Annotated in this window: 13 protein-coding genes; 2 read left to right on the forward strand and 11 right to left on the reverse strand. The window is 37.2% G+C overall.

Going from position 1 to position 25,220, the window contains the following annotated elements; translation table 11 throughout:
• Nucleotides 1–11: 11 nt before the first annotated feature.
• A complete protein-coding gene (gene syd / locus QL995_RS14485) occupies nucleotides 12–551 on the reverse strand; it encodes a SecY-interacting protein (protein ID WP_290294456.1) in 540 nt (179 codons plus the stop codon).
• A gap of 59 nt (nucleotides 552–610) precedes the next feature.
• Here syd and queF point away from each other — a divergent pair, with 59 nt between their 5' ends.
• Nucleotides 611–1,456 carry an NADPH-dependent 7-cyano-7-deazaguanine reductase QueF gene (gene queF, locus QL995_RS14490; RefSeq protein ID WP_169044411.1) on the forward strand — a complete coding sequence of 282 codons (846 nt, stop codon included), beginning with the start codon at nucleotides 611–613 and terminating at the stop codon, nucleotides 1,454–1,456.
• 59 nt (nucleotides 1,457–1,515) lie between these two features.
• On the opposite strand, the gene QL995_RS14495 is transcribed toward queF, so the two are convergent.
• From QL995_RS14495 to QL995_RS14505, 3 genes are read right to left on the reverse strand one after another with little or no spacing between them, the layout of a single operon-like run.
• Nucleotides 1,516–2,403 carry a peptidylprolyl isomerase gene (locus QL995_RS14495; RefSeq protein ID WP_290294457.1) on the reverse strand — a complete coding sequence of 296 codons (888 nt, stop codon included), beginning with the start codon at nucleotides 2,401–2,403 and terminating at the stop codon, nucleotides 1,516–1,518.
• Nucleotides 2,404–2,435: 32 nt separating this feature from the next.
• Nucleotides 2,436–6,125, reverse strand: coding sequence for a translocation/assembly module TamB domain-containing protein (locus tag QL995_RS14500; protein ID WP_290294459.1), 3,690 nt, complete (start codon nucleotides 6,123–6,125; stop codon nucleotides 2,436–2,438).
• Complete coding sequence (locus tag QL995_RS14505) at nucleotides 6,125–7,852, reverse strand: autotransporter assembly complex family protein (protein ID WP_290294460.1); 1,728 nt, start codon at nucleotides 7,850–7,852, stop codon at nucleotides 6,125–6,127. Before QL995_RS14505 ends, QL995_RS14500 begins: the two co-directional genes overlap by 1 nt.
• A 214-nt stretch (nucleotides 7,853–8,066) precedes the next feature.
• Here QL995_RS14505 and QL995_RS14510 point away from each other — a divergent pair, with 214 nt between their 5' ends.
• Entirely contained in the window at nucleotides 8,067–8,402 is a 336-nt protein-coding gene (locus QL995_RS14510) for a ribonuclease E inhibitor RraB (protein WP_007378192.1), read from the forward strand.
• A 35-nt stretch (nucleotides 8,403–8,437) separates the two neighbouring features.
• Here the strand turns inward: QL995_RS14510 and QL995_RS14515 are convergent, their stop codons facing one another.
• The 7 genes from QL995_RS14515 to QL995_RS14545 all read right to left on the reverse strand — a co-directional run bounded on the left by QL995_RS14515 (nucleotide 8,438) and on the right by QL995_RS14545 (nucleotide 25,141).
• A complete protein-coding gene (locus QL995_RS14515; RefSeq protein ID WP_290294461.1) occupies nucleotides 8,438–10,189 on the reverse strand; it encodes a DEAD/DEAH box helicase in 1,752 nt (583 codons plus the stop codon).
• A gap of 124 nt (nucleotides 10,190–10,313) precedes the next feature.
• On the reverse strand, nucleotides 10,314–10,616 hold the full coding sequence (locus tag QL995_RS14520; protein WP_007586043.1) for an H-NS histone family protein: 303 nt from the start codon (nucleotides 10,614–10,616) through the stop codon (nucleotides 10,314–10,316).
• A 167-nt stretch (nucleotides 10,617–10,783) separates the two neighbouring features.
• The gene (locus QL995_RS14525) at nucleotides 10,784–13,600 is read right to left on the reverse strand and encodes a TonB-dependent receptor (protein WP_290294463.1); all 2,817 of its coding nucleotides are present in this window, start codon (nucleotides 13,598–13,600) and stop codon (nucleotides 10,784–10,786) included.
• 1,216 nt (nucleotides 13,601–14,816) lie between these two features.
• Complete coding sequence (locus QL995_RS14530) at nucleotides 14,817–17,702, reverse strand: TonB-dependent receptor (RefSeq protein WP_024593663.1); 2,886 nt, start codon at nucleotides 17,700–17,702, stop codon at nucleotides 14,817–14,819.
• Nucleotides 17,703–19,358: 1,656 nt separating this feature from the next.
• A complete protein-coding gene (locus QL995_RS14535; protein WP_024593662.1) occupies nucleotides 19,359–19,601 on the reverse strand; it encodes a hypothetical protein in 243 nt (80 codons plus the stop codon).
• A gap of 67 nt (nucleotides 19,602–19,668) precedes the next feature.
• Nucleotides 19,669–22,557: a TonB-dependent receptor gene (locus tag QL995_RS14540; protein WP_007584034.1), complete on the reverse strand. Its 2,889-nt coding sequence runs from the start codon at nucleotides 22,555–22,557 to the stop codon at nucleotides 19,669–19,671.
• A 241-nt stretch (nucleotides 22,558–22,798) separates the two neighbouring features.
• Nucleotides 22,799–25,141, reverse strand: a complete 2,343-nt coding sequence (locus QL995_RS14545; protein ID WP_290294464.1) for a DNA polymerase II — start codon at nucleotides 25,139–25,141, stop codon at nucleotides 22,799–22,801.
• Nucleotides 25,142–25,220: the final 79 nt, after the last annotated feature.

The raw sequence follows: 25,220 nt of genomic DNA on the forward strand, positions 1-25,220 counted from the left end.
TTAAATGCGTTTTAAACCTCTAACGCCTTTAAAAAAGCATTAATGTTAGGTGCAAGTACATGGTGTGTTTTTTTGCCTACGTGCTCTAAACATACTTCGCCAGTGTGCACCAATACACTTACTAGTAAATCATCTTGATCTGTTAAACCAATAAACACTGTTTCTGGCTGCTTAAGCTTGCGTTTCATTAACACGTGGCCCGTGATATTTTGCTGTAGCAAATTAAAGTCTTCTTCATTCCATGCTTGTAGTAATTCAACCTGATGCCCATCAATACTTGCTAAAATACTTCCACCGTACATATGTCCGTATAGCTCGCTAAGCTCTTTTGGAAACTCAAGTTCTAGTGCGCTGGCTAAATCATTAAGCGAACCTGCAGGTTGCTGACGCGCGCCCTGCCATTGAATGTTTCCTTGCTCGTCAACCTCACCAACTTCACATGGGCTTGGCCATTGTTCGTCGTGCGCAATAAGTGGGTACTTTGTAGTGTTTTTCAAGATATTTTCGCTAAATGTTTGATGAAGTTGTTCTATAAGCAATGCAACAGACATACTGTGAAACTCATTTAAATTAGATATAATGTCCCTATTGTAACTATTTAAGAGCAAACATGACAGATTACAGCAATTCTCCAGACCTTAAAGGTAGCGTATTAGGCCAATCTACTGAGTATGTAGATGTGTACACGCCAAGCTTGCTTTTCCCTATTGCGCGCAAACTAAATCGTGATGCTTTAAATATTGACGAAGCAGAGCTTCCATTTAAAGGCCAAGATATTTGGACAGGTTACGAGCTTTCATGGCTAAACAATAAAGGTAAACCGCAAGTTGCCGTAGCCTTATTTACCTTTAAGTGCCAAAGCAGCCATATTATTGAGTCAAAGTCGTTTAAACTTTATTTAAATAGCTTTAACCAAACCCGATTTGAAAGCATTGATATAGTAAAACAGCATTTAATTGATGATTTATCAAACGCGGTTAACAGCCCTGTCAAAGTGACTTTATATAATCCTGATGATTACAATTGCTTACCGTGTACGGCGCTGCCAGGTGAATGTATTGATGACTTAGATATTGAGATTAATAATTACGATATTGATGCTAATTCACTTAAAGCAAAAAGTGATAACGTAGTAACAGAAACGCTCTATAGCCATTTACTTAAGTCGAACTGTTTAATTACCTCTCAGCCTGACTGGGCAAGTGTGATTATACGATACACAGGCGAGCAAATATGTCGCGAATCGTTACTGCGTTATTTAATTTCGTTCAGAACACATAACGAATTTCATGAGCAGTGTGTTGAGCGTATTTATAGCGATTTAACAACACAACTTAATATTAAAGAATTAGAGGTTTACGCGCGTTATACTCGTCGCGGCGGGCTTGATATAAACCCGTATCGCTCTACGCATTATAACGACACGCCATTTGCAGTTAAAATTAATCGTCAGTAGTTTATTTTAAACTGAAATATGGGTATTAAAAAAGGAGCCTAGGCTCCTTTTTACATTTTTTAATTAACTTCGCGCTTAGTGGGTATGGGCATACCACACACATCAACGTAATTATGTGCTTTAACAAACCATGGCTCAACACGGTTTTTACGAGCACTGATTAAGTTTTTAAACACAGATGAGTTTGTTTTCATCACTTTAAATATACTTTTATCGCTTTGTACATCGCCAAGTACTTGTATATTGGTAATTGGGTTAAATGCTTTTCCTTCACTTGGTGTGCGCGCTAAACGATTAAAATGCTCTATACCTTCGAGCACTCGACCAAACACCGTAATGTTTTTATCAAGGTAGCGCGGGCCTTGCCCTATCGTTACAAAAAACTCCGTACTCGCACTATTTATATCGTTATCGCGCGCCATTGCAAACACACCACTACAATGCACTTGCCATGTTTGCGTATGTGCTGAATTTTGAGCAACTGCAAAGCCGTTTAAAAAGCCAGTAACTGGTGCATATCCGTCGCCATTTAGCTCAGTAATTAAAAGTGGTTTGTTTGTTGTTAAATAAAACTCAGCAGGGACTGTTTTATCTGCCGTTTTAATTAACTTTTTACCCGAGCTGTCCCCGCCTTGCGCTACAAAACCTTCAACAAACCGATAAACGCTAGTATTTTTATAAAACCGTTCTCGCGCTAACTTTTTAATGTTTTGAACGTGCTTTGGGGCAAGCAGTTCATTGAGCTCAATGTACGCATCGCCCGTTGGCAGCGTTATCTTTAAAATATTTTGAGCGTTCACTACTCGCCAGTCATTATCTGTTGCACTCGCAATTACTTCACTCGCGCTCAATAAAGGTAGCTCTTGATTAGCAACATCATCACCGAGTTGTTGAGCACAACCGCTCAACAAAACACTAAGCAGAGCTGGCAATATAATTTTTTTCATCGCTTATATCCTTATAATTATTATAGTTTTGGTTATTCCCAATCAAACTTATATAGCACATCAACATTTTGATATAGGCCGCTCGTTATTTCTATGTATAACTGTGAAAGTAACTGATAACGCACAGCCACTTCACTGAGCGAATCAAATACACCCACGCTATATTTAACTTGTAAGCTAGGTGCTACGTAACCTGATATTTCTACTTTGGTGCTATCACCACTACCTGATGAGCTTAAACTTACATCTGACAGCCCAAAGGTTTCACCTACCTTAGAAACAACCCCTTCGCTGCGGCTAACCCCTTGAGAAAGCAATAACTGCGTAAGCATCGCATCGCTTGACGAACTTTCTCCATCGCCTAAAGGTTGGCCATTAAGTAAATATGCAAGTGCTTGTGCTTGATCCATCGCAGGCTCAGAAAATATTTTGAGCGTTGGTTGTTCAACATTCCCCGTAAGCGTAACCCCTGCAATCACACCATTTGCAGTCGTATCGGGGTTACGTATTGCTTTAATATTTAAAAATGGTTGTTCAATTGAACCGCTAAAACCTACTTGCCCGGTGCTGATTATTAAATCTTGCCCAAAGGCTAAGTAAGTACCTTCAATCAAGTTAAGCTCACCTGTGGCTATAATTGGCGCACCTTGACTCATTTTTATCGCTAAATCACCCGCAACTTTTGATTCCAAGCCAAACGACTCTACTTTTACATCGTTTTTAACAATCACTTTTAAATCTATGTCGTAATCAAACGGGACTGTTTCGGTGGCCTCAGTTTTTTGATCAACAATAATTTCATCATCGCTAACTTGCACCGCACCCTCAGGAAGCTCTTCAATCATTATACGACCGTAAGGCACAATTACCTCACCAGCAAGCTTGAGTGCATTATTAGCCAAGCCTATTTTTAAATCCGGCGATACTTTAAAAGTAACCCCTTGCTGCGCGCGTACATAAAACTGCTCGCCAACTACAGCCACATTTACAGCAGGTTGCGCACCTTGCCAATCAACGTCACCGGTGAGATTTATTTTACCGCCCTGATTGTCGTTTAAGTTGCCTTTTATTGTGGCTGTTGCTTTATCAAACAATACATTTATATTTGAGTTTTGCAGCGCTATAGGTAATTGCTCGCCCTCTAAACTAATATCGCTAACATTAAGCTCGCCATTTAATAAAGGATCTTTTAACGTACCTGCTAACGCCACTTTACCGCTAATATCACCTTTTAACTGCTCGAGGGTTTCAAGAAAAGGTTGTAAGTCTGAAAGGAGTATTTTATCAATATTAATGGTGCCATTAAGCGCTTGCGTATTTTGTATATCGTCGATATTAATTTGTGTATTAATTTTGCCTAATACACTTGATTCTAAATTAGCTTCAAGCTTGCCAATTTGAGAATCCGAAAACGCACTAATACTTAATGTTTCGATTGGTAATTTAAAACGATCTTCTTCCGAGGTTAGCACTGCTTCTAAGTCGCTAGAATCGATATTTGCGCGTAATGTTTTAAGCGCACCGCTTTGCCAATTAAGTGCTACATCGCCAGCTATATTACCGCGAGTACGAATGCTATTAGGTAAAAAGTGCTTAAGCTCCTCAAGTGCTAAGTTGCTTAGTTTCGCATTTAACTGACCGAGATTTTTTGACTGCGCTAAGGTGTCTATGCATAATTCACTTTGATCAGATGCCCAACAATGTGCACTTACATCAAAGTCGCCACTTTGCGTATTAACCATAATGGCAATATTTTTAGTATTACTAAAACTAAGCTTTTTATCGCTGAGCGTTACATTACTAAGCTCGCCATTCCAAGTGGTATTATTAATTTTGCCATTAACTTCAAGCTCTACACTGCCTTGCTCGGCATCTATAGATGCCGTAAGTTGGTGATCTGTTTTGTCGCCGCTAATATCAATTTTAACGCTATTAATTTGCTGTTCGGCTACAAGCGCCGAACCAACACTTACCGAAACATCGGTTTGCCAATCGGCTGCGGTATCTAACTGCCCTTTTACTGATAGTTTATTAATGTTTATTTCATCAAAAATAAAGCGATCTAGTATTAGTGCTAAATCAACAGAGGGCGTTAACCTTTCCCCTCTCACTTTTAAATTTGCGTTGCCGTCGGCAGTAAATGGAATATTAGCTTTTTCATCACTTTTTAGTGTTACTTTGCCATCAACCTGCCAAGTGTCATCAACTTGCCCGCTTAGTGCTAATTTATTGGTGCCGCTACTTAAATAAAAGCTATCAATATTAGCTTTTAACGTATTGTCTAGCTTAAAGTTTGAGGCAAATTCTAGTGGCACGTCGTTAAGTAATCCGCTTAACTTTGTATTATTCATTTGTAGCTGCCACTTGTCGTCAGCTGCATTAAACGAGCCTTTAAACTGTCCCGAAATATCACTGGTAGCGGCATCAGTTAAGTACTGCGCTTTTAAGTTAGCAAGCGTGCCATTAAAGTTAGCCTGTATGCCTTTTTGCCAATCAACATTGGCTTTTATAGTTGCACTGCTTTCGTTCGCTTTAATGCTTAGCGCTTGTAAAGTTGCTTTGGTGAGACTGCCTTTCAATTGGGTATTTAAGTCAACAGCTGGGTACGCACCTAATTGGCTATTCGCCTGAAGGCTAAGCTGATAGTCGTCAGCATTACCTTGTGCGTTAAGGCTTACATTTCGCACTTTAAGCTCATTACTTTGTGCATCAATAAGCCACTGCTTAATTTTGCCATTTAACTCAAACGGATAGTTTTTTTGCTTTAAATTTGCCGTTACCGTTAAACTAAGCGGATATTGCCCCTGTGTTTCTAAATTTAAGTTTAGATTTGATAAGTCGCCATTCAACTGCAAATTGGCTTGGTGCTCATCACTTTGTAAAACAACATCCCCTTTGACGGGCAAATTCCCTGCAAGCTCAGCGTTAAGATGCGTATTAAGCTGCCACTGTTCATACTTTGCTGAGAATGACTCTAAATTAATAACCGCATCTTCCACACTTAATTGCAGCGAGATGTTTTCAATAACATGTTGGGCTTCGTTTTGCTCAATCGTAATTTTAGCTATTTCAAAGTCTTCAACAACTAAATCAAGTGGCGAAGTAAATTCTATATTAGGCAATGCGGGTAGGTGCGTTAAAGGCGCTTGAGTATTTTGCGCCGTTTGTGTTTTCGCATCTTGTTCTTGCTCTTTTAAGGCAACAAGTATGGTGGGAATATTCAGGCTTTTAACCGTCAGCTTTGAACCCTCTGCTTTTGCTGAGAGTTTAAAGTTATTAACGCTTACGTTTGCACTTGGATGCTCTAGAGTAAATTTATTGATCGCAATGTTTTTTACAGCAATATTAAAAGGTAGGCTGATTTTTTCAAGCGGCTCTGCCGCGGCTTCTTCTTGTGAATCTACAGTTTTTGGTAATGTTAAATTTATAGATTTAGCACTTAAGTTATCTATACAAATTCCATCGCACTGCCACCAAAACAAATCAATTTTCAATTGTTGTGCATTAAAGTCCAATCCGTTGCTAGCAAAGCGTACATTAAAGGCATCATTATAAATAAAACGGCCATCTTTAATTTCAATATGTAGTCCATCTACCGCTTTGTTTGCACTATAAGCAATAAATTGATTACCGGGTGCGGTAAATAACAAACAAAATAGTGCAACAACTAACGTAACAAAAATAGCACTTACGGCGGCTGTAATCTTTTTTAATAATGGCATTAAATTTCTGGCCCTATGGTAATACTTAAACGTGTGCTTTTACTTTCTTTTGTTAATCCCCAAGCGTGGTCTATACGCACGGGGCCAACGGGTGTTAAATAGCGAAAACCAAAACCAGCACCTACTTCAAAATCATCAGAAAAATCATTAGTCGCAGTACCACCATCAACAAATAAAGCTGCTCGCCAATTTTTAGCAAACTGGTAGTTATATTCCATCGTGCCCGATAGTAAATACTTACCACCTATTAGCTCTCCATCATCGTTCTCGGGCGAAATTGATTGGTACGCAAAACCACGAACGCTTTGATCGCCACCTGCGTAAAACCGAAGTGAAAATGGCACGTTGTTAATATCATCAACAAGCATTGCTCCCACATTCGCTTTTAAAAACACCAAGTGGCGGTCAAAATAAGTGCGTAGCCAAGCATGTTGCATTTGCACCCTAATCAGATTAGTACTCGAAAGCACATCATCTAAGCCAAACTCAGCAGATATAAGCCACTGCTCTCCCCAATAGGGAGTCGTGCCGCCTTTTGATTTTTTGCGCGCGTAGCTAATGCCAGGCATTAACATTTCGGTACTTTCTTCGTCTTCATCACCAATACGGTAGGTTTCTTGGTCGCGGCGTAAAAATGCAGTACGCACCCACTTATTTTCAGTCAACCATTGGCGCTGAACCTGCCCTGTTAATATTTCACTGTAAGTGTCGTTTGTGAGCTCATCTTCTAATTTATAACCGACAGAGAATCGCCATAAATCATCATTAGGGTCATCCACCGGAATTGTATAAGCCATGGAAATATCTTGCTGCTTTTGTGCCACATTTAAATTAGTTTCGAGGTAGTGGCCGTCTTCTGTGATCCACGGTTTACTCCATTTAAAACGCACCTTGGGTCCTAAGTCAGTACTAAAACCACCGCCAATTTCATAGCTGTTAGCTGGCTTGGGTAATACTTCAACTTTAATCGGTACTTGGCTATTTTTGCGCGCTGCTATGTCAGCATAAACACGCACACTGGCAAAATAAGGGGTACTTGATAAATCCAAGTTATAGTCAGCAATATGTGTTGATTTATAAGGTTGGCCCTGAGAGAAAGGCGCTATAGAGCGTATGTATTTTTCAGCGGGTGTACTACTGGCAATTTGTATATCGCCAAACTGATACCTAACTCCGGTATCAATTATGAAAGTAATAGCAGCACTATTTTTTTTAAGCGACACTTCTAATTTGCGCGCTGGCCACTTAGCATCAAAATAACCTAGCTCTAGTAGCATAGATTCTATTTTTTTATGAGCAGAGTCATATTTACCATGATTTAAAACATCACCTTGCTTTAAGTGATTGCTTTTAATCAATGCCTGTAATTGGGTATCGCTTTGACCATCACCGTTTAGCGTAATATTAATTGCTTCTATGCGAGTTGCAGGCCCCCGTTCAACTTTAACAATTAGTTCGCTGTCGTCTTTATCATAAATAACCTCGACGGTCGGGCTATAATAGCCAAGTGCTTTGATGCTATTTTGTACTTGTTTTTGAGCATAACGGCGAAGTGTACGGGTTGGCTTCTCGCCAATTAACTGCTTGAGGTAAAGAGCTACGTTATTTTCTAAATCGCCACTTAACCCTTCAATTTCGTAATCTTCTATGACTTTTTCTGCCGCATAGCTATTTGTCGCAATTAAAGCGCTCACAACACACATGCAACGTAAAAACTTAATAAACAAGTAAATATCCTTACTTTTAATATCTTACAAAAAACTGTTTAATTACCCGCATATTAGCATAGCCATAATGAGCAACACATTAACTTAATAACAATCTAACGCGTAAATTTAACTTTGAATAAATATCAGCATAATTAAAATTAGTACGCGTTAAGACAATATTTTAGTTACAATAGTGCCTACGAATAAAAAATTAATTTTAAATGAGTTTTTAATGCAATTCCCTGATGATGATAACGGCCAACTTTTAGCCGAAATAGCCGCTGCTGGCATTGATTTAAATAAAATGCACCAAGTCGATTTTTTTATTTTATTTGAACAAGAAGCCGATGCTGAAAAATTTGCTAAAGAAATAGTCTCTGATGCATTAGTTCAAAATGCTGAGCTTGAAAAATGCAAAGACACTGGCGTTTGGGAAGTAATCACTCAAGTACAAATGGTGCCAGAGCACACCCTTCTAGGACAAGCAGAGCAATACATTGAAAGTATTGCTAATAGCTTTAATGGATACGGTGATGGCTGGGGATTAATGGACGGTGACGAGGCTTAATCGCCTTTTAGTTCAATGTACTCTATCAGTTAAGCTTAGCGGCTTAACTGATTTGCCTTTCTAAAACCCCCTTTATAGTCAAATAGCTTATCAGCCACTTTCCAACCATACTTTTTGCTTTTTCGTGCAATAACAAAATCCGGTGGTACTAATTCAAATTGTGCGTTTACTACTTGCGCTGCAGTTTTAAAATTAATAGGTGTTTGCCCAAGCCCCACACGTTGACCAAATTGCTTATTAAATATAAATTGCCCGCCTTTATTTGCGAGGTTATATACTTCATCGCAACTTGCACCATCTTCATCAAAATACGTTATTTTAATAAGTTCATCTTTAATTTGAGTTACCGATAACCCACTACATCGAAGCACAAGTGCGTCTTTTAAGTTTAATGCATTACGTAACTTATCATCAGGGTCGGCCATTACCGCGCCACAATCATGGCATTTACGTGCAGCAATATCATTTTGGACACCGCACTGCTCACACTCTTTAAACCTAAAACGATAATCGCACTGCTCTTTATGCCCATCATCATTTTCTAACAGCCCTTTACAGCGCCTGCCAAAGTGCTCTATTACTTTTCCTGCAGAATCAGTTTTACCCCAAAATATATTCGCAAAACCACAGCCAGGACAAAGTACCTGCACAGGTTCATTATCACTATCGCCTTTTTTATCGCCTACTTCTGGGTGAAATAAATTAAAACCATTGCCAGCATAATCTATTACTAAGCAATCCGTTTTTGATTCAGATAACCTGAGACCTCGCCCCACAATTTGTTGATATAAACTAACTGATTCTGTAGGTCTTAAAATAGCTATAAAGTCGACATGTGGCGCATCAAAGCCGGTTGTTAGTACCGATATATTAACTAGATACTTTAATTGCTTAGCTTTAAATTGCTTAATGATTTTATCGCGCTCAGTGTTTGGCGTATCACCTGTTATAAGTGCACTTTGCTGAGCTGGTAGGTAGCTTAATATTTCCTGAGCATGCATTACCGTGGCTGCAAAAACCATAACACCTTCACGCTCTTCACTGTATTGAATTACTTGCTGTAATATCGCTTTCGTTGCGCGCTCACTGTTTTTTAAAAGCGCATTCATATCATCAGTCGTATATTGCCCAAATGCATTGCTATCTAAAGACGAAAAATCATAATGGCTAATCGCTGCATCAACTTCGTTTGGCGGCGTTAAATAATTATGTTTGATCATATACCTGAGTGGTAATTCAAAAATACAACTTTTAAACGGGCTTTCATTAGTCCCTTTAACAAAGCCATGATAATGATGATGGTATATCCACCCCGTTCCTAGCCGATAAGGTGTTGCTGTTAAACCCAATACTTTTAACTGAGGGTTATATTCTTTTAAACTACTTATTACTTTTCCGTACTGGCTTTTTTTATCCCCATTTACCCTGTGGCATTCATCAATAATAAGTAACGAATAATGCTCATTTAATTTATTTAAATTACGAGAAAGTGATTGCACACTGGCAAAGGTTACTTGATGGTTTAATGACTTTTCTTTTAAACCTGCTGAAAATATACTCGCCTCTAAACCAAAACTTTTATATTTTTGCGAATTTTGCTCTACCAACTCTTTGACATGAGCAAGTACTAATATTTTTTGCTTAGCAATACGGGCAAGTTCAGCAATAACAAGGCTTTTACCTGCACCGGTCGGTAGCACAATAACGGCAGGATCATTACTCTTTCTAAAGTGTAAAACGGTGCGTTCTACGGCTTCTTGCTGGTAAGGTCTTAGTTTATAGCTCATGGGAAAACAAATAAGTTTGAGTGAAGAGATTTTAGCAAATAATAGCTGGGAGTTTTAAACTTTAATTATATTTTATTGAGGAGTAAACAAAAAAGAGAAGCCGAAGCTTCTCTTATATTTAGCTTTAGGCTAAAAATTTCTCAAGCTCAACACCTTCAAACGCTTTAGGACGACGGCCACGGCCTGTCCATTCAATAGTCTCACCATTAAGTTCCATGCGGTACTTAGGCTTAACTTTAGTACGTTTGTCTGATGCTCCATCTTGTAAATCTTCTAGCGTAAGTCCTTTTTCTTTTAAAAGATCCAAAACTTCCTGTTTCGCTTTTTGCTGCTGGGTATATTTTGAAATTGCATCATTGATAAGCTGTTGGGCTTTTTCAAGATCCGTTAATGATGCTGTTTTAATAAAAGATCGGACTTCTTTCATTTATATCTCGCTAAATTGTGTGATTAGATTTATTTAAATATTCTTTTTTAGTATAAGGGTATTTTTCAAAAATAACTACGACACATAATTTATTAATGTATATAAAATTTATTTATAAAAAAACCGCGATTAAAATCGCGGCTTTTATCATTTTATATAAATAACAATTAGAACTTAGTAGTAAAGCTTAACTGGAAATAACGACCAGTAACATCATAAGCTTCACCAACAGTGTTTATACCTGATGCTCCACTTACAGAACTTTGGTTTGCTACAGGAGGTTGCTTATCAAAAACATTTCGAACTGACAAAGTAACGTCTGTTCCATCAGTGATGTTATAAGTACCTGATAGATCATGATAAATAACAGTCGGGAAGCGATTAAACTTTTCTAAAGGAGCACCAGTTGAGAAATTTTGGTTTCCTTCAATATTACTATCATTTGAACTTGCCCAGTACTTCATGCGCCATGATACTGCAAAGTCATCAACTGCATAGCCTAAATTTAAATTTGCACGATTAGTAGGAGTTAATACTTCACCTCTGTAATCTATCTCTTCACCAGATTCAATTGATGTTTCAGCATACTCATACAAATGATTCCAAATCAAGTCAGCTGATAATTGCCCGTAAGCAAATTCTTGTTTATAGCTTAATTCAATATCCAAGCCTTTTGTGCTTAAATCATTTTCATTGCTAGTACCAGAGCTAACTTCTGTCAAAGCACCTCTTGTATCACGTATTGCCCCACCACATGTCGCATCAAAGTCTGATGGATTAACACCGTAGCATCGGTTTAATACCGTTGTTCTAGCAGTGGTAGCAATAGCGTTATCTACAGCAATATCGTAGTAGTCAAGCGTTAATGAAAATTCATCAGTCACTTGCCAAATAGCGCCAACACTAAATGAATCAGATGTTTCTTCTTTTACATCTTCATTACCACCAACATAACCGCCAGTGCTTTGACGTTCAATAGTTGTTAAATTGAATGCGCCTTCAGTAGCAACTCGATTAGCCACTTCAGCGATAGAAAGACAGTTAGCCGCTACATTTCCGGTAGATGATGCAGTAATTGCATCACATGGATCTGCAACACCTGAAAATGTTTCACCTCTACCACCGAATAAATCAGCAATATTTGGAGTTCTAATAGCTCGCGCTGCTGATGCTCTTAATTTTACTGTATCTGTAGGAGAGTATTGTACACCTGCATTCCATGTTGTTTGTCCACCAACAATTTCATGATCTGAATAGCGAGCGGCTAAATCTAGTTCAACATTTTCGAGAACTGGTAATACAGTTTCAACAAAAACATCGTTAGTGTAGAAGCTACCATTCGTAGGCTCAGATTTATTTGTACTTGAAGCACCAGTTTGCGCTAAATCACCTGGAGAGTATGAACCTTTTTCAAGACGATGTTCTGCACCAACTGCTAGACCAACCATACCACCTTCTAGCTCAATTGGTAATTCACCTGAAAGGGTTGTTGAAAATATAAATTGCTCAACTTGACCTTGAGATTTTGCAGGTGATCTTACATATGCAACAGCTTCATCAGACAAAGTTCCTGCACCGAACAAATCTAAAGGCACACATCCTTGAAGTACTGCTAAATCATTAGAACATTGGACGTTACCTTCTGCGTTAGTGTATACATCTAATGCATTTGCAGCACGTTCAACATTTATTTGACCACCGTTTTCTTGGCGCTGGTCAGTTTTACCCCATGAAATATAAGAGTTTAAAAGCCAGTTGTCATTAATTTCCCAGTCTATACCTGTCGCAATACGGATAGTATCACGCTCTAAATCTGTTGAACGAGCACCAAACTCAACCATACGGCGAACTAACGTTGGAATATTATTATCCATTGTTAAATCAGTATTATCAGACATTAAATTTTGGCGTAAAAGGTCTGGAACTAAAGGGCTTCCCAGTTTAATCCCACCAACGCCACCACGTGAAGGTAGATATACATCATCCGTAGTAAAAGGAGTTGGTTCAATAGTCGAGTTGTATGTTTTAGATGAATTCCAGTTTACTTCCGTGAAAGAGTGAACACTATCTGAAATATCTTGTTTAAAATTAACTGCTGCGTATTTACGCTCAAGCGGGGTAACTAACTGTCGGTAAGAAGCACGATTGAATGAATTCTCATCACCTACATAAGGTGTCCCATCTGCATTGTATGCGCCAACACGGCCTTGAGGCGGATATGAAGAATTCTGAATACCAACATATTCACCACCCTCATCATTCAAAAATATAGCTTCATCATATTTTGAGAAGTCTCGATCGGATGACTTCAGACCTTTATCATCATCATATCCAGCAGCAATTGTTACACTACCTGAATCCCAGCTATTACCAGCAGTAAGGTTTAAAGAATATTTTTCGCGATCAGACTCATCTGAAACACCTGTTTGAGCGTTAACTTCAACACCTTCAAAATCGCTTCGCGTAATAATGTTCACAACACCAGCAACAGCATCTGAACCATAAATCGCTGAAGAAGCACTTTTAAGAATATCAATACGTTCAATCATTGATGCTGGTATTGCATTTAAGTCAACCGCATAACCACTTGATGGAGAAACGCCTGATACAAAGCGACGACCATTCACTAATACTAATGTTCTTGAAGAACCTAAGTTACGTAAAGATGTAGTGTTAAGACCAACGCCTGTAGTACCAAATGCACTATTTGATTGGTTTGAACCAGCAATAGTGACCGGGGATTGATTCAAAACATCAGCTACATTCAATGCGCCCATTTGAATAATATCACTTCGGCCAATTGATGTGATTGGCACGGTTGTTTCAATATCAGTGCGCTTTATGCGTGAACCCGTTACTTGAATACGCTCTACTTTCTCAACACCTTCGTTTGCAGCGATTGTGTTCATAGAAAAAACAGCTGTAGATGCTGCACCAAAAGCAATCGCTAAGCGAACAGCTTTTGAAACTTGATTATTTAACATTGGATTCTCCCTAGAATACTATTTTAATTGTTTTGCCTTCAAAAACGGTCTGCATTTAATTGCAGTACCTATTTTGATTCGAATAGTAGTCCTAACTTATGCAAAAGGTCAACACTTGGCTAACCAAATAAAACTCTTTATTTACAAAGCTTTAAAGTAACAAAAAACAAACACGATGCCCTTTTTGCAATAATTTATTATTGTATTGCTGTCTTGTTATATGGTTGTATTATTGCAAAAAAATAATTTAAAATAAGTGCTGCCTATAGAAGAAATCATATCTAAATCTCGCCTAAAACAAATTACTTACTTCCTTATTGTGGCAGATTATGTAAGTGTAAAAGCATGCAAAAAAATGAATAGTTAATAGAAAATAAAAAAATTAACAAAGCCAATTGAGACAACTATAGCTATTCAACTATCTGAAAAGCACTATTTCGCCTTTCTAAAAAAGAAAACATCCATAAAGCTATATGTTCATTGATTTCCTAAATCGCGCACAAATAGCAGGCTAACTAAAATAGCTGAGTCACTTTTAGTAGTAATTACTATTAAATATGTATAAATGCTTAGTCTGTATTTCAGAAAGTCGGCGAGGTAGGAGTGTTAATAACTCCTTATATAGATAAAGACGCTATGCGAGTGACGCAAGCTTAATACTGAAACGAAAAAGTGAAAGAGCTGCTGTTATGCGTGATGTAATGTGATGTTGCTGATAGCTTTAAAACTCAAAGATATTAAAGCACCACCCTATTCATCAGATTAGAATGTAATAAATTTAGAATAGGCTTTTAAAGGATACGAAGACGTTGTTAACGTAGCTTTGAAGCACGTAACCACTCTATCAATAGAGTAATTGGCCTATCAGATATGATCAAGGTTGAGGGCTGTACTACCCAAGAATATATCCAATCACCACATTTTCAGCTTAAGTAATGAAACATAATCTTTCGTTGGTATCCATTCTGTTTTTTAAACGTCTGAAGAACCGCTAAGTAAATCCAACATTTTCCTATCTTACGAAACGTAATATCAACTAGATATAAAAAATTTCTGCCTAGTTATAGCGCGATTTACTTATCGTTAAATAAATCCCTATATAGGCCGGTTGGTATAAACACATATTAGGGCAAGTAAAATATAAAAAAAGCCTACTGAAATTTCAGTAGGCTTTAATATTAAACACTTTCGTTTATAAACTTATTAACTAAAGATATTAGAAACGTAAGTTTAGTCCTAAGTTGAAACGTCTGCCGTATACGTCGTAATACTCACCTTCATCGTATGTGCCAGGATTTCTAGGAGGTGTAATATCAAATAAGTTTGAAACACCTAATCTTACTTCAAGCATTTCGCTAACAGTATAACGACCGTTTATTGACCATTCTGTATAAGAAGGAACATCATTATAGTTGTTATTTTCAGCAGTCCACTCTCTGTCTAATACTGTTGAATGGCGGTATTTACCAATCATACCTACGTATAAATCATCGTAAGTATAGCCTACCGTTAGGTTACCCTGCCAACGAGGGTATCTTACTTCACCAACTGTAGGTGTTGGTTCATAGCCTTCGCTAGAAACATCTGTATTAAACTCTCTATGCTCAAGGTAACTTGCTAGTAAACGGAAGTTAAATGAACCGTAGCTCGTTTCATACTTGTATGTACCTTCTAAATCAACACCTTTAAGAGAGTAAGATGCTAAGTTATATGGTCCATTACGAACCTCAGAAATATCAAGAGTCGTAGGATCACGGTCAACTAAGTCACAAGCACTATTATCTAAACTAGACGCTTCGTAACAATCATCAATAACACGCTGTGCACCTAAAGAGTTAATTGCATCTTCAACGTCAAAACTCCAATAATCTGCAATTAACGTGATATTTTCAGTTGGGGTATAAATTACACCAAATAATGTATCGTCAGACGTTTCTTCTTGAAGGTTTGCATTACCTGAATTCACACTTGGTGGAGTAACACTACGCCAATCATCAGATGGTCTCCAATCTCCAACTGTAGTACCTGGGTTTGGAATACCTGCAGCTTGACAGTTAGCAATTAAGTTTGCTTTTTTGCTATCACTCGCTGTAGATATATTAGTTTGGTCACATGGATCGCCATAAGACGCGAATGACTGAGTACCAGCAGAATAAAGTTGAGATAATGATGGAGCACGAACCGACTTAGACTTTGTACCACGGAAACGAAGTTCATCGTTCATTGCATAGTTAAAGCCTACCTTCCAAGCTACATTATCGCCCACTGAAGAGTAATCCATGTAACGAGCGGCTAACTCAAGGCTTAATGAATCAACAAATGGTGCATCCACTAATAATGGAACTGACATTTCAACACCAATTTCATCAACTGTAAATTCACCATCCCATGCTTTTACAAAGTTACCAAACACTAGATTATTCTGCATTGCTGCACCAGGTTCATTAGAACCAGTTTCTTTACGATGCTCAGCACTTAAAGCAAAAGAAACACCACCGGCAGGCATATCAAAAGCATAACCAGAAATAACACCACCAATAACTTGCTGCTGTTTAACTTTAGAAATTGATGCTGAGGTAGTAACGTAATCTAAAGCTTCTTGAGATGCACCATTAAGACCGAACAGGCTCAATGCCTGACAACCATCTAACGCACCAACTAAAGAACCATCTGAATCACGGTCTGCACAACGAATTGCTCCGTCAATTTCTACCGCGTCAATAGCCTTGTTAAAGTTCTCAGTAAGGAATTCACCGTTCCATGTAGTGTCGTTTTTATTGCGACCGTAACTAAAATATACTTCGTAATCGAACTCTTCTAGTAGTAACCCTTGGAAAGAAAGAGTTGTATTAAGTGTTGTGCGATCATCTTCATAGGTACGATTACCGAAACCCGAAGCTAGCTTATAAATTGTAACTGAATCTCTATCAGCTTCATCTAGTTGTGCTTTAGCAGCCGGGTCTAAAAATGCATTATCTGAACGAATCGATTCAGCAAGGAAAATTGGGCTACTTTCTGCATAAGCACTTGCTTTTGAAAAAGAAACTTCAAAATTCATTGAATGATCGTCAGCATAATTATTTACAATGTTTGTAAAAACATTAAAACGATTAAGTGGTGTTGCAAGATCTTGATGTTCAATAAATTTGTAACCATTAGAGAAGCCGTCACCAAAATATCTAAGTTGATTATTCGGCGCAGGTCTTGTTACACCACCAACTATAACGGGACTAAATTCACCATTATCACCAAATACAACATGGCCATCAGGTAAGAATGCATCACCTGCACGATCGTAATAGCCTAGTGTTTGCAAACCGGCAAACTCACCTGTAGCTAAAATATTCTGTGGAATTCCATCTGTGTCAGAAACATTATCAGGGTTTAACATCCCAGAAACTGGGTTACGAAGAAAGTCACGGTCTTGAGCTTCAAGCTGTTCTGTTTCTGAGTAAGATAAGCTCGTAATAAAACTTATTTTGTCGCTTTCACCACCAAATGTGAATGAAAAAGACTCTTCTTCACCACCACTTTGTTCTGTAATAGATTTTTTGTAGTTGAAGTCCATAGTATCTTGAGACTTTTTCAAAATAATATTAACTACACCCGCAATTGCATCTGAACCGTAAACTGCTGACGCGCCGCCATGAACAATATCCATACGTTCAATCATTTCAGTCGGAATGCCGTTTAAATCTACCGCAGGATTATCTACAGAAGCACCTACGTATCGACGACCGTTTACAAGTACTAAAGTACGACCTTCTCCAAGCTGACGAAGATCTGTAGTATTTATACCCGCACCAAAAATAGTGTTAGTAGTTGTTGTAGGTGCAGAGCCTACGCCAGATGAAGGCAGCTTTTGTAACAAATCTGATATGTTTGTGATGCCGGCATTAGATAGCTCTTCGCCAGTAATTGTAGTTACAGGAGTAGGTGAAACCTCTGAAAAACGCTTAATACGCGAGCCTGTAACCTCTATACGTTCTACTTTTTCAACGCCTTCTTCTGCCGCAATTGAATTTGCAGCGAAAACAGCCGTTGATGCTGTACCAAAAGCAATCGCTAAGCGAACTGCCTTTGAAATTTTATTGTTTAACATTTGATTCTCCCTAGAATACTATTTTATTATTTATGCTTAATTTTTAAAATTAATGCGCAATAAAGCCACTTAATAAGACTAAAAATGCCTATATGAAGGTACAGTAGGACTTTATTGTGTGACGGATGATAGTACTAGAGAAACAAAGAGGTCAACACATTATTAACTTTAAACCAGCAAAAATAACAAATGTATCTTTCACCATTACATTAAAATCAACAGTAAGCAGCTGATTTTATTGAAAAAGTAATATGTGTATATTTAAAGCTTATATCACCTTAAAATAAAATACTTTAATAACAATAACTTGAGCGTTTGTAAAGATTTGTAACAAAGCATCATTAAAATATATAAAAACATTCATATTTAGTAGACTTATCTAAAGCTGCAGGTTTAAAAAAGTGTCTCTTTTATTTAAGGTGAAATAAAAAATAACCTTACTATCAATTAGATAACCTCACTTTTATACCTTAACAATAAGATGTATATGACTTATAGTATGCTTGTAAAATTTATTATAGGAATGGACCCAATTAATGTGTAAACATACATAATTACTTACTCCTTCCTTATTTTGCAATCTGAGTTGTAAATTTTATGTTTTTTAACTTAGATATGTGGAAAAAACCTTTTGAAGTAATCACTTAAATTTTATCCTGATCTTTTTAGGATAGGCAGATTATAACCAAGCTACCTGTGTAGCTTTTATGTAAATACCTACTACTGCCTGCATTTAATTTGTTTGAAAAATTCAGTTTAGAACTATTGGTACACATGTCAGATTATAAGTTTGGTTATATTATTTTGTAATTTGGCCTACATCGTGTTTAACCTGATTTATTGAGCTAGCCAGCTGCAAATCATAAATAAACTTTCTTTGATATGTCGTAAAAATGTTCATTATCATTTTTATACTCGAAAAGAGCATCGACTGATGAGTGTTTGTTTAATGAGAGGAAATTATGAACTCAATTGTGAAGGTAGTGCTTGAACATTTGGTTATTAACTGGCCAATATTATTCCTTAATACTTGTTCTAATAATATTGAAACCATCTCTTTATTTACTAATTTGGTAACATTCATCTGAGTATCACATTAACCGGTAAATCAAAGTTAAAACATCCAAAATTATCAGATAAGCTACATGTATTTGATACGGCCTTAACTGTTAATATTGAATGTACTTAAGAAGAGTTACTCCCTATTAAGTGTAATGCGGGATACCCTCTATATTCATATTTACAGATACTTTTGCCGGGAGCCTCTACAATGATTATCGCTAGAAATAGAACAACTAAAGTTTATAATTACTCAGAATAAATAAGCTATAAATTATAAATAACGACAAACACTTAAAACACTTATTACAATTAAAATCAACCACTTAACTAAACCAAGAGATAAATCATATATAATAATTTTGTAAAACATACGTTATTGAAATACGATAAAGCACCAACTAAATACAAAGTTACCACGTTAACAAGGTTTGGCAGATAGTCGAAAATCAATGAAATAATGTAGCCTGGAGGAGGGGTAAGTTTAATAGCAAATAGTTTACTTAATATAGATAACCTGTCCGTATTATTATTAGTACTAACACATCAAGATTTCAAAAATAAGTTAAAATATTGCAATTAAACTTAGTAGTAAAATTAGTTCCTATCTTGGTAAATATTTCCTCTTTTGTTAATTTCTCTCATTGCCTCTTGGTTTTTTTTGCGTCTTTCTTCTGCCAACTCTTTTGACATGCATGTACGCTTTTTAATATTACTACCTGTCACCGCTATTTTTTCGCATACCATATTTTCATTACTGCTCAGAGAGTCTTCACTCAGTGAACTACAACCAGATAGAAATAGTAAACTTGAAATGATTATTACGATTAGCTTTTTCATTTTATTCCCTTAAAGTAAAAGCGCTAATATTATAAATATTAGCGCTTTATTATTGTTTTTCTGAACTCTAGAACTTAGCGTTAAGAGTCAAGAATATATGACGACCAGTTGTATTGTAAGTACGAGGGTCTGTATTATCGTTAAACCCTGTTGCTGCATACGGAGGATCTTCATCAAATACGTTATTAATACCAACAGTAGCTGTGTAGTTATCAAGGAAGTAACTAAAGCGAACATTGTGTATTACTTGTGAGTCAACGGTTCTAATAACATCATAAGAATCAAGAGTACCACCGATATTAACGGCTTCAGTTCTAAATGAAGAGTTAACATCAGCTAAATCATCAGGATCAATATTTGTAAAGTTTTCTTCAACTTCACCAATGTAACGCAATGCATAAGTTGCAGACCAATTCTCTTGAGCTAACGATACATTGAAGTTAGTTTTCCACTCAGGGAAGTTACCATCACCACTATTTCGGCGGTAGTATCCAGCATTTTGAAGTGTTGAACCGTCGGCTTGAGTTATTGTGTAGTCGTCATAGTAAGTTGCATCTAAACTTGCTGATAATGAACCAATTGACGTATCAGTTGTATAAGCAACATTAAAGTCGTAACCAGATGACTCTACACCACCAACATTTATGTTTCTGTTATCAATGTCACTTGAGTTACCAGCTAAAATACCTGATGTATAACGAGTTATTTGATCACAGTATGTACCGCTTTCAGCACACTTGTTTAAAATTAACTGCTCGCCTACAGAGCTAATTGCATTTTCCAGCTCGATATCCCAGTAATCGATTGTGAAAGATAAACCATCAACAAACTCAGGGCTATAAACTACACCAACTGTAAATATATCAGCTTCTTCTGGTTGCAACTCTGGGTTACCACCAAGAGTAGAAGATAATTGGTCACCAATAGGTTCAAAACCAGCTGCTGGTACGCCGTCAGCTATACAGAATGATGTAGGGTTAGTAGCACACGGGTCCGAAACTTCAGGGCTATTATCTGATGCGCCAGAGAATAAATCAGAAGTTGAAGGTGCTCTAAATGCAGTAGATGATGTTCCTCGGAACATAAGGCCGTCCATAGGAGACCATTTAATTCCTACTTTATGGTTTGTAGTATCGCCAAAAGTATCATAATCAGAATAACGAATTGCTAAATCTAGCTCTAATACTTTTGCAAAAGGTGCGTCATATAATAGCGGTACATTAAACTCAGCATAAGCCTCATCTACAGTGTAGCTGCCTGATGTTTCTTGACGGCTAGATCCAGATGTAATTCCTAATGCTATTAGTGCATCAGGGAAATCACCACCTTTCTCTTCACGATGTTCTAGACCAAATGCCATACCTAAACTACCTGCTGGTAATTCAAATGCACTACCAAACACACTACCACTAATAATTTGCTGTTCGTTTGAACCAAAATCGTGAGCTTCAAACGAAATAAAATCTAACATTTCTTGAGTAACTTGAGTATCAGTTCCTGGGATACCAAATACATTTAATGATGTACAACCAGCGATAGGATCATCTACAGTTCCACATACAATGCTACCGTCAACGTCTTGGAATGAAGGACCTACGGCTTGTGAAACTTTTTCAAAGTTTACGCCACCAGCTCGTTTAGTTGTAGAATCACTTGAACCAAAGATGTATGAAACTTCATAACCCCAATCGTCATTGATATCGCCTTCAAAACCAACTACTGCGCGAACTGTATCTACGCGAAATTGAGTATCTCGACCGCCAGTTTCAACCATACGACGGCGCCAATCAGAAATCTCAACTGAGTCACCATTTCTGTCTTTAGGACCAAATTGTTGGTTATAGTAGTTATCTGCAGAATAATTTGCATTTGTCACACCAAAGAACGCAAGTGGTGCTAGAGGTAATGGAGCAAGCTTAGTATCTGAAATACGGCGGTTTAAACTAACTTCTGAAAAGAAACGAACATGATCAGAAAACTCATAGTTACTCTGAACAAATACGCCATATCGCTCAGCCGGAGTTAAGTGAAAGTTTACAGGCGCAAAGTTGTAAGTATCTTTATCCCAATCCCAACAATCATAACCAGTTGGATTAGAAAAATCGCTTGGATCTGATTGACCAGGACCATTAGCTGCACCGTGAGTAAAAGAAGAACAATCTTCACCAGCTACTGAACCATCAATACCGTTGTAACGACCCCATGGTGGAGCTGAAGAACCACCTTTAGAAAGCTCACCTGTATGATCCATGTCTAAAGAAAATTTAGACCAGTCTCTATCACCAGAAGACTGAGAACCTTGCTGAACGTAATATGCACTAGCTACCACGCTGCCTTTATCGCTTGTTAAACCTACAGTAAAATCGTAGCTTTTAGTTTCGCCATCACCGCCATGTGTCGAAGCATCGTAACTTGCTGTAGCTTCAAAACCTTCAAAATCATCACGTGTAATAACGTTAACTACACCGCCAATAGCATCTGAACCGTAAATTGCAGAAGCACCGTCTTTTAGAATTTCAACTCGCTTGATAATTGCTGTAGGGATTGTACTTAAATCTACAGAAGAGTTTGCACCACTACCCGACGCAACCATTCTACGGCCGTTTAATAATACTAGCGTTCTTGAAGAACCCAAACCGCGTAAAGATACACGCACCGCACCTGAGCCACCATTATTAACAGAAGCATTAGTACCCGCACCAGCAACTGAAGGAATTTCTTGAAGAATGTCACCTACGTTACCAATACCTGAAGCAATTAGGTCATCGCGTGTTAATATTTGTACTGGATTCGCACCTTCCATATCAGTTCTTTTGATACGTGAACCAGTTACTTCAATTCTTTCTACTTTATCGGCGCCTTCGGCTGCCATTGTATTACCTGAAAATACAGCTGTTGAAGCTGCACCAAATGCAAGTGCGACACGCACTGCTTTAGCTACTTGATTGTTTAACATTTGATTCTCCCTGGTGTCACTACTTTATAGTAGCAATCATTATTTAATTATTTTAGTTACATAAGATTAACAGTAACTAAAGCAAATAATAAACAAAAACCACCAAAAAGCCAACAAAAAGTTAACAAAGCTTTGCGGAAAAAGAAATATTTGCGAATATAATAATTAAAATCGCAATAAACTAGAATAAATAAGATGTGGACAGTATGAAAACACAGATATGTTGCTATTTATGGTGTTATTAAAAAAGTTCCTCTTGTAAATTTAACCCAAAAGAAACACTTGAGTGCGAAACAAGATCAACCATTTCAATTAACGGTACAATCTGTTTTTCTACATAAATTGCATAGTCATAGCTATGAAAGCCTTGATACAGCTCAACTCCAGCGGTTGTGTAAACAAATGTAACAAATTCACCCCTATTGACCGTAAATTCGCTATTTTTTTTCTGGTGTTTTTTAACTGCTTGAATATGAGGGGGGATATTTTTCTTATAATCGATTAAGTTTTGACCTAATCTCTTTTTGAAAATGAGTAAATGATCAAAATCACCTTGGTATAACTTTGTTGTATAGTCTTTAACAAGGTCATTTATATTTAAATTTCCATCAAAAAGACTAGTAAATAGGTCGAACTGGAATTGTTGAGCAAGTTTAGTCCAATCACTTCTTACTGTTTCTAATCCTTTAAATACTAGTTTTGATTCGTTTGGTTTAATTAATTTACCGACATAGCGCTTTTTAGAGCCAACTAGCTTTCCCCTTATGGTTGGCAAAAAGAAAGGGCTATAAAGAGATTCAAATTCTATTTCTAAATGACTTGTTAAGTTGTGCGTTTGTTTAATCTCGTTAATCCAATCTGTAGTTATCTTTTTAGCTAAAAACACGCCAATTTCATTACACTCGTCGTGGGTTAAATCATCATCCAACTTAATAAATGTAGAATCGGTATCACCATAAATAACGCTATAACCAAGCTCTTCTATCCATTTTTTAGTTTGTAGCATTATTTCGTGCCCTCTTAATGTAATAGAGCTAGATAACCTGGGATCGTAAAACCTGCACCCTTTTGAGCCTAAAACACCATATAAGCTATTCATTATTATTTTTATTGCTTGAGAAAGCATTTGATCTTGATTGTCTTTGGCGAGCTGCCTTTGGGACGCTAAGCTTTTAACAAGTAAAGGTAAGTGATGCTTGTCTCGCGAGAATAGGGCTTTATTAAAACCCTGCACACTTTGGTTTGGATTTTTTAAACCTTCTATCAGTCCGAGTGGATCAATGTAGAAAGTTTGCATAATACTGGGGTACAAGCTTTTAAAATCTAAAACAATGACATTTTTATAAAGCCCAGGAATAGACTCCATTACATAACCGCCTGGGCTTTCAAATGTAAGTCCATGATCGCCCATATTAGGGGCAACATAACCGCTGCGATGCAGTAGTGGTAAATACATATTAATAAAAGCAGCGACAGAGCCGCCCTTTTTTTCAAGCTCTAATCCTGTGAGCTTTGTTCTTATAATAGAAAAATCGAGTAGCTTTAATTTATCAAAAATTTTATTTACCAAAATACAATCTTGTCGATTATATTTTGCTAAAGAAAGCTTATCTTCATTAAATTGCCTAATAATTTCCTGCAGACTATTAGCCGTGTCGATTAATTTGGACTCACCCAACACTTGATTTGAAACATTAGCTAAAGAAAAACTCTCAAAGCTATATGTACCATTTTTTAAAGTGTCTATTCCATCAACCACACATCGCCCAGGGATCGATACTCGAGTAAAGTGTCCTTTGCGAACATATAAAGGTTGATCTCCCCTACCCAGTAATAACTTAATTCCTAGTGCTTCAGCTCTTTCATGAATAACCGAAAAATCGAACTCAATTACATTCCAGCCAATTATGACATCAGGATCGCTAAGCTTAATAAAATGCTCCAATCCCTTTAAGAGCTCAGCCTCATCTACACACCAAATAATATCAAACTCTAGGTTTTCAGCTTCTCTATCTGGCTCGCCAATCATTAAAACACAGTCTAAATTGCAGCCCACAAGTCCAACAGAAAACAAAACACCACTTTCGTTACATTCAATGTCTAACGACAGCTTATTAAGAGTTGGGGAGTACTCATCATTTGCTTTTAATTTTGCCTCTGTTACTAATGTATAACCATTTTGATAAAAAACATTACCCGTTACCCAAGCACCTCCTTTTATAAAGCGCTCCATTAAATAGCGCTCTATTGGTCGAATATCTTCTTCAAATAATACAACTCCACGTTGCTTTAAAGCTTTAGCAGCAGAATAAAAATGCTTTAGTGATTTGAAGTAACAGGCCGACATATCTTCTTGCTGAAAGTTTTTTAACCCAAGACTTTTAATATTAAAGATAAGTGACTCAGCTGCTAATATTTCATGCGCTATTTCAGCATCTTTACTTTTGATAAAAAACAGCGCATTTTCGTTAACTGATATTGTTTTTATAGGCCCTTTATCACTACAAAACCACGCTTCGTAGCAGATGCCGTTAGCAGTATCATAAGCATGAGAAGAAACAATAAAACCGGCTGTTAAGTACATTATTACTAAACCTTATTCATATATATGTAAGTTGTTACTTAATTCAAAATGCTTTAAAGCCATACATTCAACCTAAATA

Source organism: Pseudoalteromonas sp. APC 3358, from assembly GCF_030408075.1.
Classification (GTDB): domain Bacteria; phylum Pseudomonadota; class Gammaproteobacteria; order Enterobacterales; family Alteromonadaceae; genus Pseudoalteromonas; species Pseudoalteromonas arctica.

Bases quoted from the DNA above. Each gene is read 5' to 3' on its own strand.
- QL995_RS14525 (WP_290294463.1), bottom strand. From the start codon at position 13,600: ATGTTAAATAATCAAGTTTCAAAAGCTGTTCGCTTAGCGATTGCTTTT.
- QL995_RS14520 (WP_007586043.1), bottom strand. From the start codon at position 10,616: ATGAAAGAAGTCCGATCTTTTATTAAAACAGCATCATTAACGGATCTT.
- syd (WP_290294456.1), bottom strand. From the start codon at position 551: ATGTCTGTTGCATTGCTTATAGAACAACTTCATCAAACATTTAGCGAA.
- QL995_RS14545 (WP_290294464.1), bottom strand. From the start codon at position 25,141: ATGTACTTAACAGCCGGTTTTATTGTTTCTTCTCATGCTTATGATACT.
- QL995_RS14495 (WP_290294457.1), bottom strand. From the start codon at position 2,403: ATGAAAAAAATTATATTGCCAGCTCTGCTTAGTGTTTTGTTGAGCGGT.
- QL995_RS14530 (WP_024593663.1), bottom strand. From the start codon at position 17,702: ATGTTAAACAATAAAATTTCAAAGGCAGTTCGCTTAGCGATTGCTTTT.
- QL995_RS14515 (WP_290294461.1), bottom strand. From the start codon at position 10,189: ATGAGCTATAAACTAAGACCTTACCAGCAAGAAGCCGTAGAACGCACC.
- queF (WP_169044411.1), top strand. From the start codon at position 611: ATGACAGATTACAGCAATTCTCCAGACCTTAAAGGTAGCGTATTAGGC.
- QL995_RS14510 (WP_007378192.1), top strand. From the start codon at position 8,067: ATGCAATTCCCTGATGATGATAACGGCCAACTTTTAGCCGAAATAGCC.
- QL995_RS14540 (WP_007584034.1), bottom strand. From the start codon at position 22,557: ATGTTAAACAATCAAGTAGCTAAAGCAGTGCGTGTCGCACTTGCATTT.
- QL995_RS14500 (WP_290294459.1), bottom strand. From the start codon at position 6,125: ATGCCATTATTAAAAAAGATTACAGCCGCCGTAAGTGCTATTTTTGTT.
- QL995_RS14535 (WP_024593662.1), bottom strand. From the start codon at position 19,601: ATGAAAAAGCTAATCGTAATAATCATTTCAAGTTTACTATTTCTATCT.